The sequence below is a fragment of the Arthrobacter sp. UYP6 genome (genome assembly GCF_040547315.1).
Lineage (GTDB): Bacteria > Actinomycetota > Actinomycetes > Actinomycetales > Micrococcaceae > Arthrobacter_B.
On record NZ_JBEPPM010000007.1, the window covers coordinates 120,970 to 137,610 of the forward strand.

Below are 16,641 nucleotides of genomic sequence, written 5' to 3' on the forward strand. Positions count from 1 at the left end.
CCGCCGTGGATCTGCCAAGCAACGGGTTTTCCGGGTCAGACCGTTCGCCCGGAGAACCCGCTGCAGAGCCGCCGGCGGAGGAGAAACGCGATCCGTACGGGACTGCGCGGAACATTGTCCTGCGCCAGTTGACCAATTCCCCCAAGAGCCGGCATCAGCTGGCTGTGAAGCTGGCGGAAAAGGACATACCGGAGGACGTTGCGCTGGCCGTGCTGGACCGCTTCGAAGAAGTGCAGCTGGTGGACGATGCGGAGTTTGCCCGACTGTGGGTGGCCAGCCGGTCTCGGTCCAAATCCTTGGCCCGCGGAGCCCTGAAGCGTGAACTTGCCGAGAAAGGCATCTCCGGGGACCTTGCGGCGGAAGCCCTGGAACAGGTGAGTGATGAGGACGAACTTGTTGCTGCCCGGGCGCTGGCACGCCGCAAGCTGCAGTCTTCAGTGGATCTGACGGACCGGGCTGCACGGGACAAACAGGCCCGGCGGCTGGTCTCCATGCTGGCCCGCAAGGGATACTCCCCGTCGGTGGGATACCGCGTGGTCAACGACCTCATTGGCGACGTCCTGGAGCAGCAGCCCGAAGACGCCTGGTAGGAAACCTAGGGTTATTCACCGCCCGTGCCGTATGCTGAGCTCCGATGTTGACTCTGTTGCTGACGGGGAAGAAGTTCACTCGAGTTTCCCTGGGATCCGTGCTGCTGACCGGTGTGCTTGCCGCCTCGGTCTTCACTGCTGTGCCTGCGGTTTTTACTCCGGCGCCTGCAGCCGCAGCGGATTATCCCTCTTGGGACGACGTCGAACAGGCCAAACACAGCGCGGGGGCCAAGGCCGCCCAGGTAGTCGAAATCGAGACGCTCTTCGGTGACCTTTCCGCTGAGGCTGGCGCCCTCGGAACCGCCGCGGTCCAGGCTTCGGCCAGCCATCAGCTGGCCGCCGACGAAGCTGAAGCCAACAGTCGCACTGTGGATGTCCTGGCTGCCCAGCGGGGCGAAGCAGCCGCATCGGCGGCCGCGCTCACTGACCAGCTGGGAGCCCTGGCGGCGCAGACCTATAAAACCGGCGGCATGGACTCGAGCCTGTTGATGCTCCTGGACGCTGACGCCGCCGTGGGAGCCATGGACCGGCTCACCACGCTTCAGGGCATTACCGGCCGTACTGACAGTCTTCAGGCCCAGGCCTCCGCGGCCGAAAACGTCCTGCGCAGCCTTGAAGAGCGGGAAGCTGCTGCCCTTCAAGCCCGGGAATCATCCGCTGCCGAAGCCCAGCGGCTGGCCGTTCAGGCCCAGGCCGCAGCAGCGGATGCGGATGCCGCCGTTCGTGAAGTTCAGGGCCGAAGCGCCGTTTTGCTGGAGCAGCTGGCTGACCTGCGGGACAGCAGCGCGCAGGCCGAAGCAGATCGGTTGAAGGGGCTTCAGGCTGAAGAGACCTACCGCAAACAGCAGGAGGCGCGGGCGGCGGAGGAAGCCGCTCGGGAAGCTGAAGCACGGGACAGGGCCGGTGATAACAGCGGCAGCAATCCTGCTCCGCGGCCCGGCGAAACGGGGCCGGTTCCGGTGATTAATCCCACCCCGCAGCCTCAGGTCCCAGCACCCAATCCCGTCCCGCCGCCCCCGGCAGCACCACCTGCCCCACCCGTTCCGCAACCTGCTCCGGCTCCGGATCCCGTACCTGCTCCTGCTCCGGTTCCCACGCCGGCGCCTGCGCCGGGACCCGTTGACGACCCCGCCGCTGCGCAGGCCTATGCTGCCGGGCAGCTGTCGTCGCGCGGCTGGGGACAGGACCAGTTTCGGTGCCTGGTCAACCTGTGGCAGCGCGAGTCCGGCTGGCGGACCAGCGCAAACAATCCGTCCAGCGGCGCCTACGGCATTCCGCAGTCACTGCCCGGAGACAAGATGGCCAGCGTCGGAGCCGACTGGCGCACCAACTACCGCACCCAGATCGAGTGGGGGCTGGGATACATCAGCTCCCGGTACGGCAGCCCCTGTGCCGCCTGGCAGCATTCCGAAGACAAAAACTGGTATTAAGCCCTTTTACAACACGCGTGTCAACCCGATCGTTATGTATTTGAGATAGTTCCTCAGGGTTCGTCTGTACCGTCTCGGTCCTATGACTTCCCTCCACAAAGATGCCCTCGGCAACGAAGACACCCTCGGCAACGAAGACACACTTAACCGCACGCCGGGGTCCGAAGAGACTCCCGGACGGCGCGAGCTCACCCAGGACCGCCGGCAGGCCCGACGAACCCGCAAACTCCGCATTGGTGCCATTGCAGTTGCCGGCGGTCTTGCCTTCTTTGGTGTTGCCGGAGCCTCGGTGCAAAACGAGACGCTGCGCGCCAACCTCGTCAGCCTGACCTCGCCGACCGGCGAGACGGACCCCGCGTCCACTACCTCGGCGGACGAAGCCGAGCGCGACGCGCAGGAGAAGGCAAGCGGCGCCGACACCGACGCCCAGAAGAGGGCAGCTGAAGAGGCTGCCGCCAACGAGGCGAAAAAAGCCGAAGAAGCCAAAGCCGCCGGGGACGCCAAAGCAACCGAAGAGAAGTCAGCGGAGGCCAAAGCCGCCGAAGAGACTAAAGCGGCGGAAGCAGCCAAGGCCGCCGAGGCCGCAGCCGAGCGGGCCCGGGCGGCCGCCGAGCAGGAAACTGCCGCCAGGGCAGCGGCTGATGCCCAAGCCGCCGCGGACCGCGCAGCGGAAGAAGCAGCTGCCGCCGCTGCAGCGTCAGTTCCCATGGATGATCCCGCAGGAGCAAAGGCCTACGCCGCGTCCGCTCTGGCCGGCCACGGCTGGGCGGCCTCGGAAATGACCTGCCTCAACACGCTGTGGGAGAAGGAATCCAATTGGACGACCAGCGCCACCAACGCCAGCAGCGGCGCCTACGGCATCGTCCAGTCACTTCCCGCCGAAAAAATGGCCTCATCAGGACCTGACTACCTGACCAGCTACAAGACGCAGATCAACTGGGGACTGGGCTACATTGAATCCCGGTACGGCAGCCCCTGCTCAGCACTGAACTTCCACTACGCCAACAACTGGTACTAAACCCGGCCGCGCGCACCGCCGGACGGCACCGGCTAAGGATCAACCGAAAGGTTCCCGCAGAGCGAACGCCCGCTCCGGGGGCCGGCGGCAGGTACCCTAGGACTGTGAGTTTGACTGTATCTTCCCCCATGACTTCCCCGTCCCCTGCCGAGCCCCTGCAGCTCCAGCGCACCTATCAGGTGCGGACCTTCGGCTGCCAGATGAATGTCCACGATTCCGAGCGCATTGCCGGCCTGCTGGAGAACGCCGGTTACGTGCCGGCCGAAGGGGACCAGGCCGACGTCGTTGTCTTCAACACCTGTGCGGTGCGGGAGAACGCGGACAACAAGCTCTACGGCAACCTGGGCATGTTGGCCCACGTCAAGGAAACGCGCCCGGGCATGCAGATCGCCGTGGGCGGATGCCTGGCGCAGAAAGACCGCGACACGATCCAGCGCCGGGCGCCGTGGGTGGACGCCGTCTTTGGAACCCACAACATCGGGTCGCTGCCGGCCCTGCTGGAGCGGGCACGCCACAACGATGAAGCACAGCTGGAAATCCTGGAATCTCTGGATGTTTTCCCCTCGACGCTGCCCACCAAACGGGACTCCGTGTACGCGGGCTGGGTCTCGATCTCCGTGGGCTGCAACAATACCTGCACGTTCTGCATTGTTCCCTCCCTGCGGGGCAAGGAGCGTGACCGCCGCCCCGGCGAGATCCTCGCCGAGATCCAGGCACTGGTCGACGACGGCGCCATAGAGGTCACGCTGCTGGGCCAGAACGTGAACTCCTACGGGGTGGAATTCGGGGACCGCGGCGCGTTCGCCAAACTGCTGCGGGCCTGTGGCAGCATCCAGGGTCTGGAACGCGTCCGCTTTACCAGCCCGCACCCGGCCGCCTTCACCCAGGACGTCATCGATGCGATGGCGGAAACCCCCAACGTCATGCCGCAGCTGCACATGCCGCTGCAGTCCGGTTCCGACAAGGTGCTCAAGGACATGCGCCGGTCCTACCGGTCCAAGAAATTCCTGGGCATCCTGGACAGCGTCCGTGAACGCATGCCGCACGCGGCGATTTCCACGGACATCATTGTGGGCTTCCCGGGCGAAACGGAAGAGGACTTCGCCGCCACGCTCGACGTCGTGGAGAAGTCCCGCTTCGCCACCGCCTTTACCTTCCAGTACTCCAAACGGCCCGGCACTCCCGCCGCCGACCTCCCGGACCAGCTGCCCAAGGCGGTTGTCCAGGAACGCTTTGAACGCCTCACCGCACTGCAGGACCGCATTGCGGCTGAAGAAAATGCCAAGCAGGTGGGCACCACGGTGGAAGTGATGGTGACCGCCGGCTCCGGCCGCAAATCCGAGGAAACCGGGCGGCTCTCCGGCCGCTCACGCGACCAGCGCCTGGTGCATTTCTCGGTGCCCGAAGGCTGCGAGGTGCCCCGCCCCGGAGACCTTGTCACCGTACCCGTCACCTCGGCGGCGGCATTCCACCTGGTCTCGGATCCCGCCACGGGGGCAGACTACTCACTGCGCCGCTCCCGCGCCGGAGACGCCTGGGACCGTTCGCAGGCGGATTCCTGCGGAGTTCCGGCTCCCGGCACGGCTGCCGGAAAACCCGGTGTCTCACTGGGCATGCCCGCGCTGCCGCCGCGCTCCTAGCGCGCCGGTGATTCCCCGGTGCACCCAATGATCTCCGCAGCTAACACACGCTCCCGCCCTGTCATCGCCGTCGTCGGCCCCACCGGCTCCGGCAAATCCGATCTGGGCGTTGCCCTGGCACGGGAACTGGGCGGGGAAGTGATCAATGCCGATGCCATGCAGTTTTACCGTGGCATGGACATCGGTACCGCGAAAATCAGCATTGAGGAGCGCCGCGGCGTTCCGCACCATCTGCTGGACATCATGGATGTCCGGGAGGAGGCCAGCGTCTCGGCGTTCCAGGCTTCCGCCCGGAATCTCATCACCGAGATCCGGGAGCGTGGAAAGTATCCGATCCTTGTGGGCGGATCCGGCCTCTATGTGCGCGCAGCCCTGGATGTCCTGGAGTTCCCCGGCACGGATCCGGCGGTGCGCGCCGGCCTGGAACGGGAACTCGAGGAAGCAGGTTTGGAGGTACTGCGCGGGCGGCTCCGCACCGTGGATCCGGTGTCCGCCGACCGGCTCGGCGACGGCCGCCGCGTGGTGCGCGCACTGGAGGTCCATCAGCTGACCGGCCAGCCGTTCAGCTCCTTTATGCCAGCCCGGGAGTACTTCCAGCCGGCCGTCCAGATTGGTCTGAGTGTGGAGCGCGGTCTGCTGCACCGCCGGCTGGCCGCGCGGGTGGACCAGATGGTGGACCGCGGCCTGCTCGCCGAAGTTCAAACCCTGGCCGGCCGGGGGCTGCGCGAGGGGCGGACCGCCGGCCGGGCGCTGGGCTATTCGCAGTTCCTACGCGTGCTCGACGGCGAGTCAACAGTTGCGCAGGCCACGGAACAGACAGTGGTCGCCACCCGGCAGTTCGCCCGCCGCCAGCTGACCTGGTTCCGGGCCGACCCGCGCATCACCTGGCTCGACTGGGATGATCCCGAACTGACCGCCAAGGCTGCCGCCGCTATCCTTGAACAGTGAACACAACTCTTTCCGCCGCACTGTCCGCTTCCGGCCTGCCAGCCTCCCTGGCCGGCCTGCCCTTCGCCAAGGGCCACGGCACCGGCAATGACTTTGTCCTGGTTGCCGACCCCGAGGGTGGCCGCGACATCACCGCCGCCGAAGTTGCGGCCGTGTGCGACCGGCACCGCGGTATCGGTGCCGACGGTTTTATCCGGGCCGTGCGCTCGGAGCATCTGCCGGAGGGACAGGGTCTGCTGCAGACCGACCCCGGAGCCGAATGGTTCATGGATTACCGCAATTCGGACGGCAGTATTTCCGAAATGTGCGGCAACGGGGTCCGGGTTTTTGTCCACTTCCTGCTCGCCGAGGACCTTGTCCACCTGGCGGAAGGGGAAACCCTGACCATCGGTACCCGTGCCGGCATCAAGACCGTCACCCGGGTTCAGAGCGGCTACGCCGTGGACATGGGCCCGTGGGAGTTCATCTACCCCGACCACGCAGCAGCTAAGGCCATGGACGCCGTCGTTAACGCCGCAGGTCTGGAGGTGCCCCGCCCCGGGCTGTCCGTCAGCATGGGAAATCCGCACACCGTGGTGGCCCTGGCGGAGCTGTCCGAACTCGCCGCCACCAGCCTCGTGGCCGCACCCTCCGTGCAGCCGGAACCGGAGAACGGCACCAACGTGGAATTTGTAGTGCCTGCCGAGCCGCTGGTCGAAAACGGTGTGGGACTGCTGACGATGCGTGTGCATGAACGCGGTGTGGGGGAGACCCTTTCCTGCGGCACCGGCGCCTGTGCCGCCGCCGTCGCCATCCGTTTCTGGGCCGGCCGGGACGCTCCGAACGACTGGGCAGTAACGGTACCCGGCGGCGTCGTGGGCGTCCGTTTCCTGACCGCCGAAGACGGCCGCGAACACGTGGAACTCAGCGGCCCCGCTGTGCTCGTGGCACGCGGGACCCTGCTCTAGCCAGCGGCCGGGATTCTAAAAGCCGGCTGATCAGTCAGCTGGCTTCTCAGCGGCGCTCAATCTTCAGGATGCGGAAGGACTTGGCCGTGCTGTGGCGGGCCACCGAGTAGTCCGAGCCCAGCTGCTCGGCAATCCACTTCTGCAGCGAATCCGCGCCAAGGTTCTTCTGAACCACCAGCCACGCGCTTCCTTCCGGAGCCAGGCGGGGGAGCCACAGGAGCAGCAGGGCATGGAGTTCCTCCTTGCCGATACGGATGGGCGGATTGGACCAGATGGTCTCGAACCGCAGCTGTGGGTCGACCTCTTCGGGCCGGGACGCAGTGACGTTGTCCAGTCCCAGAGCGGCGGCATTGTCTCGGGTCAGGGCCAGACACCGTTCGTTGACGTCCACGGCGTAGACGCGGGCTGCGGGGGATTTCAGCGCCATGGTCAGTGCCACCGGACCCCAGCCGCAGCCGATGTCCAGCAGATTGCCGGTGGGGGAGGGTGCCGGGACTTCGTCAAGGAGGATCACCGTGCCCTTGTCAATGGCGTCGGGGCTGAAGATGCCGCCGGCGGTGACAAGCGTACGCTCGCGGCCGTCGAGTGTGACATGAAGCGGCCGGCGGACCTCGGGACCCGAAGGCTGTGAACTGAAGTAATGGTCTGAACCCATAACAAACCAGATTAGTGCGTCTGCGGCAGGCAGCGGAAACCGGATTCAGCGGCAAGAGATCACGCCCCCAAATGTCCGTGCACTGACTTACCATGGAGAACACGGCTTATAAGGAGAATATGACCATCAACAATTCCCGTCCTGGCACGTCCGGTTCCGCCCAGCCCAACCCGGAGCTGAGCCCCGAAGACATCCAGGGGGTCATTGACAGGATCCTCGCCAAGGAAAGTGCCGCGGACGCCAAGACGCCCGCCCGCGACGCTCCGCGCGGCAGGGCTCAGGCCCTGTCCCGCGAGGACGCAGGGCATTCGGTGCACGACGGCGACCAGGAAGATCTGCGCGAGCGGCACGCGCTGCGGCGTGTTGCCGGTCTCTCCACCGAACTTGAAGACGTCACCGAGGTTGAGTACCGCCAGCTGCGCCTGGAACGTGTGGTGTTGGCAGGGCTGTGGAGCGAAGGAACAGCTGCCGACGCCGAGAACTCCCTGCAGGAACTGGCAGCCCTCGCCGAGACGGCAGGCTCCGAGGTCCTGGACAGCATCATCCAGCGGCGGCTGAAGCCGGACCCGGGCACCTTCCTGGGCTCGGGCAAGGCCCAGGAGCTCAAGGACATCGTGATGGCCACGGGTGCGGACACCGTCATCGTGGACAGCGAACTGGCTCCTTCACAGCGCCGCGGACTGGAAGACATCGTCAAGGTCAAGGTCATTGACCGCACGGCATTGATCCTGGACATTTTTGCCCAGCATGCCAAATCCCGCGAGGGTAAGGCCCAGGTGGAACTGGCCCAGCTTGAATACCTGCTGCCGCGCCTGCGTGGCTGGGGCGAATCCATGTCCCGCCAGGCCGGCGGCCAGGTCGGCAGCGCCAGCGCCGGCATGGGTTCCCGCGGTCCAGGTGAAACCAAAATTGAACTGGACCGGCGGAAGATCCGCACCCGGATGGCAAAGCTGCGTCGCGAAATTGCGGATATGAAGCCTGCGCGGGAGACCAAGCGCGCCAACCGGCAGCGCAACCAGGTTCCCTCGGTGGCCATTGCCGGCTACACCAACGCCGGCAAGTCCTCGCTGCTGAACCGGCTCACGGATGCCGGTGTCCTGGTGGAGAACGCCCTGTTCGCCACCTTGGATCCCACCATCCGCAAGGCACAGACCGAAGACGGCATCGGCTACACCCTGGCGGACACCGTCGGGTTTGTGCGGTCCCTGCCGACGCAGCTTGTGGAGGCCTTCCGCTCCACGCTGGAAGAAGTGGCGGACGCGGACCTGATCCTGCACGTCGTGGATGCCTCCCATCCTGACCCGGAGGGTCAGATCGCTGCGGTCCGCACCGTGCTGACCGATGTCGATGCCCGTAAGATTCCGGAAATCATTGTGCTGAACAAGGCCGATGCTGCGGATCCGTTTGTGCTGGAACGGCTGCGGCAGAAGGAACGCCGCCATGTGGTGGTCTCCGCCCGCACCGGCGAAGGCATCGACGAACTCCTGCAGGCCATCTCCGAAGGCATTCCCCGCCCCGCGGTGGATTTGACACTGATGGTGCCCTACGAGCGCGGGGACGTGGTGTCACGGCTACATAGCCCGGACACCGAAATCCTCTCCGTGGACCATTCCGAAACCGGAACCCGGCTGCACGTCATGGTCCGCGAAGGCCTCGCTGCTGAACTGGAGCCGTTCGTCACCCATGAGTAAAGACACCACCGGCGAAGTCCTGGAACTGCTGGACACCGCCGTTGCCGGCATGGGTGGACAAAACCGCCCGGGCCAGCATGAAATGGCCCGGCAGGTCACGCAGGCCATTGATGAGGGCCAGCACCTGCTGGTCCAAGCCGGCACCGGAACCGGCAAGTCCCTGGCCTATCTGGTGCCGCTGATCCATCACGCGCTGGAGAGCACCAAGCCCACGCTCGTGTCCACCGCCACGCTGGCCCTGCAGTCCCAGATTGTGGGCCGGGACCTGCCCCGGCTGCTCAAGACGCTCAAGCCCAAGCTGCCCCGGGACGTTGACGTGGCGCTGCTCAAGGGCCGCAGCAACTATGTCTGCCTGCACAAGACCGGCGGAGGATTCCCGGAAGAGGAAGATCCCGCCGGGGCTCTCTTCACCCTGGGCGATGACCACGGTGTGGCCCACCCCGCGCCCGCTCCCACCTCCGCCATGGGTCGTGAAGTGATGCGGCTGCGCGAGTGGGCCGAGGAAACGGACACCGGTGACCGGGATGATCTGGTGCCCGGTGTCAGCGACCGTGCCTGGCGGCAGGTGTCGGTGACCTCCATGGAGTGCCTCGGCGCGCAGAAATGCCCGGTGGCCGCAGAGTGCTTCAGCGAGCGGGCCCGCGCCTCCGCCGCAGTGGCCGACGTCGTTATCACCAACCACGCGATGCTGGCCATTGCCGCCTTTGAGGGTCTGGCCGTGCTGCCGGATTATGACGTGGTGGTGATCGATGAGGCCCACGAACTGCAGGACCGGGTCACCGGTGCTGTCACCGGACAGTTGTCCGGGACGGTTGTCACCGCCGCCGTGACAGCTGCGCGCAAGCACACCTCCGCCAGCGTGGAGGAACTGGCACAGGCGGCACGAGCCTTCGAGAAGTCCCTGGAGAATATTCCCTCCGGCCTGCTGGCCAGCGGACTGAACGAAGAGCAGGAACAGGCGGTGGGCCGGATCCGTGAAGCCTGCCGGGTGGCACTTTCCGATTCCAAGCCCGAGCCTGGCGAAACCGCCGACGGCGGCCGCCAGACGGCGCGCTCCCGGCTGATGGCTGTGCTGACCGTCTGCGAACGGCTGGTGTCGGCTCCGGCCGCCGGTGAGGTGATCTGGGCTTCGAGGCCCAGCTCCTTCTCGCCGTCGGGCGGGTTCTCACCGCCGGATGAAACTGCTCCGGCCACGTTGAACGTTGCGCCGCTGTCCGTGGCAGGACGGCTGCGGGAAGGGCTCTTCGACGGCCACACGGTGGTCCTGACCTCGGCCACCCTGGCCATCGGCTCCGAATTTGGCCCGGTTGCCGGAGCCCTGGGCCTGCTTGGTCCCGGAGCTCCATCGTGGACCGGAACCGACGTCGGCAGTCCCTTCGACTATCCACGCCAGGGTGTCCTTTACGTGGCCAAGGACCTGCCCAAGCCTGAGCGGGGCACCTCCGAAGCGCAGCTGGATGAGATTGAAGCGCTGCTTCGGGCTTCCAACGGCGGCGCCCTGGGTTTGTTCTCCTCGCGCCGGGCAGCCGAGGACGCGGCGGATGCCATGCGCGGCCGGGTGGACTTTCCCATCCTGTGCCAGGGGGAATCCTCTATGTCCTCACTCGTGAAGCAGTTCTCGGAGGAACCCGACACCTGCCTTTTCGGCACGATGTCCCTCTGGCAGGGCGTGGACGTTCCGGGGGCCGCCTGCCGGCTCGTACTGATCGACCGCATACCCTTTCCCCGCCCGGATGATCCCCTGATGACCGCACGCACCCGTGCGGTGGCCAAAGCCGGGGGCAACGGCTTCATGTCCGTCGCTGCCACCCATGCTGCAGTGCGTCTGGCCCAGGGCGCCGGCCGGCTCATCCGTGCCTCCGGGGACCGCGGCGTGGTCGCCGTCCTCGACTCACGGCTGGCCACGGCACGCTACGGGGGCTTCCTGCGCGCGGCGCTGCCGCCCTTCTGGTCCACCACCGACCGCTCAGTGGTGCTCTCGGTGCTGGGACGCCTGGCTGAGCAATCGGCGGCCGAGGAGCTCACAGCGCAGAAGCAGGGCGCACGGAAGTAGGCGCTGGGAAGTCGACAGGCACAAGAAGAAGGCAGCAGATACGCAAATGGCGGCCGGAAGAAATTCCGACCGCCATTTTTGTTGTCCGGGAGCGCTCCAATGGCCCCTGCTGGAAAGCCCCCGCTGGAGAGCCCCCGCTAGAGCGAACGCATCACCGAGACAACTTTGCCCATGATGACGGCGTGATCGCCCACGATGGGCTCGTAGCGGGTGTTCTGGGGCAGCAGCCAGGTGTGGCCGTTGCGCTGCCGGAAGGTCTTGACCGTGGCCTCGTCATCAAGCAGAGCGGCCACGATGTCACCGTTCTCGGCTGTTGGCTGCCGGCGGACAACCACCCAGTCGCCGTCACAGATGGCGGCGTCCACCATGGAGTCTCCCGAGACCTTGAGCATGAAGAGGTCGCCGTGGCCCACCAGCTGGCGGGGCAGCGGCATGATGTCCTCCACGACCTGCTCGGCCAGAATCGGACCGCCGGCGGCAATACGGCCTACCAGGGGGACCATGGCGGTGTCCACGGAGGTGGAAAGTTCGGTTACTGATGCCAGTGCCGGCGCCGGAGTGGCGGCGTTGGCCCCGTCCGTGGACAGACGGTCGGAGGCGGCGGGCGCGGGCTGTCCGCTGGCTGCGGCTCCGTCCTCCGCCGCCTCAGGGGTTCCCGCGTTGCCGTCGCGAAGCATCAGGGGGATGAGGATCTCCATGGCACGGGGACGCTTGGGGTCGCGGCGGATGTAGCCGAGCTTCTCCAGCTGCATGAGCTGATGGGTGACGCTGGAAAGGCTGGCCAGACCTACGGTGTCTCCGATTTCCCGCATGGTGGGCGGGTACCCGTTGGTGCTCACAGACCGCTGGATCATTTCCAGGACGGTTTTCTGCCGAGGAGTGAGCCCCTTGGCACGCGCACGGGTGCCTGCGGCAGCTGGCTTGTTGGTGCTGTCTTCGGAAGCAGTCCTGCGGGCCACGTGGGGTTCCCTTCGGGTCAGCTGGTCCGGGCGTTGCCGGAGCTGGTCGGTAAATGGTCGATCGGGTAAAAGGCGGAACCGGAACGCTGTGCAAGCCGTGCCGGCGGTTATGTCAGAGGTAGCTGGTTCAGTGGTGCTGACGAACCGATCCGGAGCTCACGCTCCGGGAGCGGCCCGACCAAAACCGGGTAAACCTCTCCCTCGTCCTCAACGCTAAGGGAGCGGAGCAACGTTTTCAAACATTTGTTCGAGCGAGTCTCGACTTTGTTAGTAGATAGGTGCTAGAAATGAGTCAGCAAGAGTCGAACATACTTTCGAGAAGTCGCCAACGACGGCGTCCGGGTATGTCGAATAGCTTCCAATCGTTCGAATATGGCTTCGGGTTTTCCTCGTTGCAATCGAACCGGAAAGGTGTTGTTATGCCCACCCAGACAGTCCTTCCTTCCCTGCATGCCGGGGTTGCCCCGCTCCTTCCGTCGGAAGCCTTCGCATCCACTGGCCCGGAGAGCTCCACTGGTCCGGAGAGCCGAGAAGCCGCTTTGCCAGGTTCGCCTTTGCCGTCTTCCACCGTGCCGGGGGAACGGCGCGGGTTGCGCCTGACCCGCAGGGGCCGGCTCGTCTTTATTGGTCTGCCGCTGATGCTCACCGCCGCTGCAGCACTCACTGTTCTGGGTTTCTTCACCGCCCCGGCCATGGCATCCAGCGGTAGCCCCGAGGTAACCCGGACCGTTCAGGTCAGTGTGGCTGCCGGGGAAACGCTGTGGGGACTGGCCCAGGAATTTGCCCCGGAGCGTGATCCGAGGGACGTCATAGCCGACATTATGGAACTCAACAACCTCACTGAGGCCCGGATCCCCGTCGGCGCGCAGTTGTACGTGCCGGTCCAAGGCTGAGGATTCGGCCTGACCTGGGCAGCGCTTCGTTCCGACCCCACTAGGCGTGGGGTCCCAGCCACCCGGGACGCTCAACTCTCTCCGCTGAGTTCGCATCATCCACGGAGTTCCTGCAGCTGCTCCCGGTAGCCGCATCCTGCAGCCGCTCCCTGTAGCTGAATCATGTAGTCGCCTTTCGCAGCCGCAGAGTCCCGACACAGGTGCCCCTGCTTACGGCTGTTCCAGCCAATTGGGCACGCAACTCACCGCCGCTGGCTAACACGGCGTAACAACGCTTCCTGCGCGGCGGGGGATTCTTCCCGCTCCGCCTTCGAGTCTTAAGCTGTACAGGTGACTGAACAGCTGGAAAGACTGAACCGACTTCCCCTGCGCGACGATCTCCGCGGCCTAACCCCCTACGGAGCCCCGCAGCTGGATGTGCCCATCCTGTTAAACGTCAACGAGAACACCCATGGCCTGCCGGAGCCGGTGCGCAAGGCCATTGCACTGTCCGTAGAGCATGCGGTGGAAGGCCTTAACCGCTATCCGGACCGGGAGTTCACGGAGCTGCGTGAACGGCTGGCCGCATACCTTGGCCACGGACTCGGCGCTGACAATATCTGGGCGGCCAATGGATCCAACGAGGTTCTGCAGCAGATCCTTCAAGCCTTCGGTGGCCCGGGACGCACGGCCATGGGTTTCCCTCCCACCTATTCCATGTACCCGCTGCTGGCCAGCGGCACCGGCACCCGCTACCTCAAGGGCACACGCAGCGATGACTTCGAGCTCACGGCGGAGTCCGCAGCAGAACAGGTACGCACCCACGCGCCGAACATCGTCTTCCTGTGCACACCCAACAATCCCACGGGCACCGCGCTTTCACTGGACGTGATCGAAGCCGTCTATGAGGCCGGCGCCGCGTCTCAGACAATCGTGATCGTGGATGAGGCCTACGCCGAGTTCTTCCACGCCGGAACCCCCAGTGCGCTGCAGCTGCTGCCCGGCCGGGAGCGACTGATCGTCTCGCGGACCATGAGCAAGGCCTTCGCGCTCGCCGGAGCCCGGGTGGGCTACATGGCGGCAGCCCCCGAAGTCGCCGACGCACTGCGCCTGGTCCGGCTGCCTTACCACCTTTCAGCAATCACGCAGGCCACTGCCAACGCAGCCCTGGAACACGCCGATGCACTGCTCGCCAACGTGGAGGCCATCAAAGTCCAGCGTGACCGCATTGTTTCGGAGCTGCTCGTCCTGGACCTCAAGCCCGCACCGTCGGACGCCAATTTCGTGTTCTTCGGCGGGATGGAGCACCCCCATGTTGTCTGGGAAGGGCTGTTGGAGGCAGGCGTACTGGTGCGCGACGTCGGAATCCCGGGCTACCTGCGGGTTACCGCGGGCACCGAGCCTGAGACCAGTGCCTTCCTGTCCCGGCTCCGCGAGCTGCTGGCCGCCGGCATTCGGTAGCCCTGGCCGGTAGCCCTGGCCGGTAGCCCTGGCCGGTAGCCCTGGCCGGTAGCCCCGGCACGTTCCACCGCGCGGTAGCCCTTCCGGGGGCCACACCGCCGCGGAACCTCTCCGGCGGGCAGCCACTAAACTGTTAGCAGAGACCATCTTCTTTCAAAGGAAAACCATGACTGTGGAGACCACCACCGGACGCACGGCCCGGATCGAACGGGTGACCAGTGAATCGTCTGTGGTAGTGGAGCTGGACCTGGACGGAACGGGCCAGTCCAGCATCAGCACATCTGTGCCGTTCTACGACCACATGCTGACGGCTCTGGCCAAGCACTCCCTGATGGATCTCACGGTCCAGGCCACCGGTGACACCCATATCGATGTCCACCACACCGTCGAGGACATTGCCATCAGCATTGGCGAGGCGCTGAAGACCGCGCTCGGTAACAAGGCCGGCATCCGCCGTTTCGGCGAGGCCACGGTTCCGCTGGACGAAGCCCTGGCCAACGCCGTCGTCGACATTTCCGGCCGCCCTTATCTGGTGCACTCGGGGGAGCCTGCAGGACAGGAATACCACCTGATCGGCGGACACTTCACCGGTTCGCTGACCCGCCACGTCTTCGAGGCCATCACGCTGCACGCCCAGATCTGCCTGCACATGACCGTTATTGCCGGCCGGGACCCGCACCATATCGTGGAAGCCCAGTTCAAGGCCTTTGCGCGCGCCCTGCGTGCCGCTGTGGAGCCGGATCCCCGGGTAGAGGGCATTCCGTCCACCAAGGGAGCCCTATGAGCAGCCGCAACGTCACGGTCCTTGATTATGGGTCCGGCAACATTCGTTCCGCCGTCCGCGCGCTGGAGCGCGTAGGCGCAAACGTCACCCTGAGTTCCAAGTCCGCCGATGTCCTCGAGGCCGACGGCCTGCTGGTGCCCGGAGTCGGTGCCTTTGCCGCCGTTATGCAGGGCCTGAAAGAGGTGGATGCCCTCCGCCTGATCGGACGTCGCATCGCCGGCGGCCGCCCGGTGATGGGCATCTGCGTGGGACTTCAGGTGCTCTTCGATGAGGGTGTGGAGCACGGCGTGCGCACCCCCGGAATGGGGGAGTGGCCCGGCGTTGTGGAACGCCTGGACGCCGATGTGGTGCCGCACATGGGCTGGAACACCGTCCAGCCGCCGGAAGGCTCCCAGCTATTTGCCGGCATCGAGGACGAGCGCTTCTACTTTGTGCACAGCTACGGCGTGCAGAAATGGGACTTCGACGTTACCCAGCCCGCCATGCGTGCTCCCCAGGTCACTTGGGCCGAGCACGGCAGCCGCTTTGTGGCAGCCGTGGAAAACGGGCCGCTGACGGCCACGCAGTTCCATCCGGAAAAGTCCGGTGACGCCGGTGCGGCGCTGCTGGAAAACTGGCTGAAGACGCTGGGCTAGGGCTATGTGGAGCGTCATTTTGATGGGCCTTGCCGGAATTCTGATCGGCGGCGCCATTTCCTTCCGCCGTCAGGGCATGTCCCAAATCGTCACCGTTAGTTTTTGGGTCCTTGCGGGAATGTCCCTGCTTGGCGCCTACCTCTTGATCGACAGCAGCGTCTAACACCCTCCGCCGCTGCCGAAACCCCCACGGAAAGCAGAACCATGTCACTTGTTGAAACACCCGTCCTCGAACTTCTGCCCGCCGTGGATGTAGCCGACGGCCAGGCCGTTCGCCTGGTCCAGGGCGAAGCCGGCAGCGAAACCAGCTACGGCGATCCGCTCGATGCCGCCATGGCCTGGCAGAACGACGGCGCCGCCTGGGTCCATCTGGTGGACCTGGACGCAGCCTTCGGCCGCGGTTCCAACCTGCCCCTGCTCAAGCGTGTGGTGGACCAGCTGGATATCAAGGTGGAACTCTCCGGCGGCATCCGCGACGATGCCTCCCTGGACATGGCCCTGGAACTGGGCGCCAGCCGCGTCAATCTGGGCACCGCCGCACTGGAAAACCCGGAGTGGACCGCCAGCGCGATTGCCCGCTACGGCGAGGCCATCGCCGTCGGGCTTGATGTCCGCGGCACCACCCTGGCCGCCCGCGGCTGGACCAAGGACGGCGGCGACCTCTGGGAGGTGCTGGCCCGTCTGGAGGACGCCGGCTGCCCGCGCTACGTGGTCACCGACGTCACGAAGGACGGAACGCTGCGCGGCCCGAACCTCGAGCTGCTGCGCGAGGTCCTTCAGCGCACCGACCGTCCCGTTGTCGCTTCCGGCGGCATCTCGTCCCTGGATGATCTGGCTGCCCTGCGCGAGCTCGTTCCGCTGGGGCTGGAAGGCACCATTGTGGGCAAGGCCCTCTATGCCGGCGCCTTCACCCTGCCGCAGGCCTTCGACGTCGCCGGCCACCCGGAGCGCTAGGACC

Annotated in this window: 16 protein-coding genes; 14 read left to right on the forward strand and 2 right to left on the reverse strand. The window is 65.8% G+C overall.

Annotated elements, in window-relative coordinates; genetic code table 11:
* Nucleotides 1-5 precede the first annotated feature (5 nt).
* The 6 genes from ABIB35_RS08045 (at nucleotide 6) to dapF (ending at nucleotide 6,573) form a co-directional block, all read left to right on the forward strand.
* Nucleotides 6-590, forward strand: coding sequence for a regulatory protein RecX (locus tag ABIB35_RS08045; RefSeq protein WP_502915750.1), 585 nt, complete (start codon nucleotides 6-8; stop codon nucleotides 588-590).
* Nucleotides 591-634: 44 nt separating this feature from the next.
* Nucleotides 635-2,020, forward strand: a complete 1,386-nt coding sequence (locus ABIB35_RS08050; protein ID WP_354180381.1) for an aggregation-promoting factor C-terminal-like domain-containing protein — start codon at nucleotides 635-637, stop codon at nucleotides 2,018-2,020.
* Nucleotides 2,021-2,102: 82 nt separating this feature from the next.
* Nucleotides 2,103-3,038 carry an aggregation-promoting factor C-terminal-like domain-containing protein gene (locus tag ABIB35_RS08055; protein ID WP_354180383.1) on the forward strand — a complete coding sequence of 312 codons (936 nt, stop codon included), beginning with the start codon at nucleotides 2,103-2,105 and terminating at the stop codon, nucleotides 3,036-3,038.
* Nucleotides 3,039-3,142: 104 nt separating this feature from the next.
* On the forward strand, nucleotides 3,143-4,678 hold the full coding sequence (gene miaB / locus ABIB35_RS08060; protein WP_502915751.1) for a tRNA (N6-isopentenyl adenosine(37)-C2)-methylthiotransferase MiaB: 1,536 nt from the start codon (nucleotides 3,143-3,145) through the stop codon (nucleotides 4,676-4,678).
* A 27-nt stretch (nucleotides 4,679-4,705) separates the two neighbouring features.
* Nucleotides 4,706-5,626, forward strand: coding sequence for a tRNA (adenosine(37)-N6)-dimethylallyltransferase MiaA (gene miaA / locus ABIB35_RS08065; protein WP_354180385.1), 921 nt, complete (start codon nucleotides 4,706-4,708; stop codon nucleotides 5,624-5,626).
* A complete protein-coding gene (dapF, locus tag ABIB35_RS08070; RefSeq protein WP_354180386.1) occupies nucleotides 5,623-6,573 on the forward strand; it encodes a diaminopimelate epimerase in 951 nt (316 codons plus the stop codon). The genes miaA and dapF overlap by 4 nt, the downstream gene beginning before the upstream one ends.
* 46 nt (nucleotides 6,574-6,619) lie before the next feature.
* On the opposite strand, the gene ABIB35_RS08075 is transcribed toward dapF, so the two are convergent.
* On the reverse strand, nucleotides 6,620-7,228 hold the full coding sequence (locus ABIB35_RS08075) for a class I SAM-dependent methyltransferase (protein WP_354180387.1): 609 nt from the start codon (nucleotides 7,226-7,228) through the stop codon (nucleotides 6,620-6,622).
* A 119-nt stretch (nucleotides 7,229-7,347) separates the two neighbouring features.
* Between ABIB35_RS08075 and hflX the strand changes: the two genes are divergently transcribed.
* Together hflX and ABIB35_RS08085 are read left to right on the forward strand one after the other, a co-directional pair.
* On the forward strand, nucleotides 7,348-8,919 hold the full coding sequence (gene hflX, locus ABIB35_RS08080; protein ID WP_354180388.1) for a GTPase HflX: 1,572 nt from the start codon (nucleotides 7,348-7,350) through the stop codon (nucleotides 8,917-8,919).
* Nucleotides 8,912-10,972: an ATP-dependent DNA helicase gene (locus tag ABIB35_RS08085; protein WP_354180390.1), complete on the forward strand. Its 2,061-nt coding sequence runs from the start codon at nucleotides 8,912-8,914 to the stop codon at nucleotides 10,970-10,972. Before hflX ends, ABIB35_RS08085 begins: the two co-directional genes overlap by 8 nt.
* Nucleotides 10,973-11,109: 137 nt before the next feature.
* On the opposite strand, the gene lexA is transcribed toward ABIB35_RS08085, so the two are convergent.
* Nucleotides 11,110-11,826 (reverse strand): transcriptional repressor LexA, encoded by a 717-nt coding sequence (gene lexA / locus ABIB35_RS08090; RefSeq protein WP_502915755.1) that lies wholly within the window; start codon nucleotides 11,824-11,826, stop codon nucleotides 11,110-11,112.
* A 659-nt stretch (nucleotides 11,827-12,485) separates the two neighbouring features.
* On the opposite strand from lexA, the gene ABIB35_RS08095 reads away from it, so the two are divergent.
* The 6 genes from ABIB35_RS08095 (at nucleotide 12,486) to priA (ending at nucleotide 16,637) form a co-directional block, all read left to right on the forward strand.
* The gene (locus ABIB35_RS08095) at nucleotides 12,486-12,824 is read left to right on the forward strand and encodes a LysM peptidoglycan-binding domain-containing protein (RefSeq protein WP_354180393.1); all 339 of its coding nucleotides are present in this window, start codon (nucleotides 12,486-12,488) and stop codon (nucleotides 12,822-12,824) included.
* 330 nt (nucleotides 12,825-13,154) lie between these two features.
* A complete protein-coding gene (locus tag ABIB35_RS08100) occupies nucleotides 13,155-14,264 on the forward strand; it encodes a histidinol-phosphate transaminase (RefSeq protein ID WP_354180395.1) in 1,110 nt (369 codons plus the stop codon).
* Between the two features lie 166 nt (nucleotides 14,265-14,430).
* Complete coding sequence (gene hisB / locus ABIB35_RS08105; RefSeq protein ID WP_354180397.1) at nucleotides 14,431-15,048, forward strand: imidazoleglycerol-phosphate dehydratase HisB; 618 nt, start codon at nucleotides 14,431-14,433, stop codon at nucleotides 15,046-15,048.
* Nucleotides 15,045-15,683, forward strand: coding sequence for an imidazole glycerol phosphate synthase subunit HisH (gene hisH, locus ABIB35_RS08110; RefSeq protein WP_354180398.1), 639 nt, complete (start codon nucleotides 15,045-15,047; stop codon nucleotides 15,681-15,683). Before hisB ends, hisH begins: the two co-directional genes overlap by 4 nt.
* 4 nt (nucleotides 15,684-15,687) lie before the next feature.
* A complete protein-coding gene (locus ABIB35_RS08115) occupies nucleotides 15,688-15,846 on the forward strand; it encodes a CG2302 family histidine operon protein (protein WP_354180399.1) in 159 nt (52 codons plus the stop codon).
* Between the two features lie 41 nt (nucleotides 15,847-15,887).
* A complete protein-coding gene (gene priA, locus ABIB35_RS08120; RefSeq protein WP_354180400.1) occupies nucleotides 15,888-16,637 on the forward strand; it encodes a bifunctional 1-(5-phosphoribosyl)-5-((5-phosphoribosylamino)methylideneamino)imidazole-4-carboxamide isomerase/phosphoribosylanthranilate isomerase PriA in 750 nt (249 codons plus the stop codon).
* The last annotated feature ends 4 nt before the right edge of the window (nucleotides 16,638-16,641 follow it).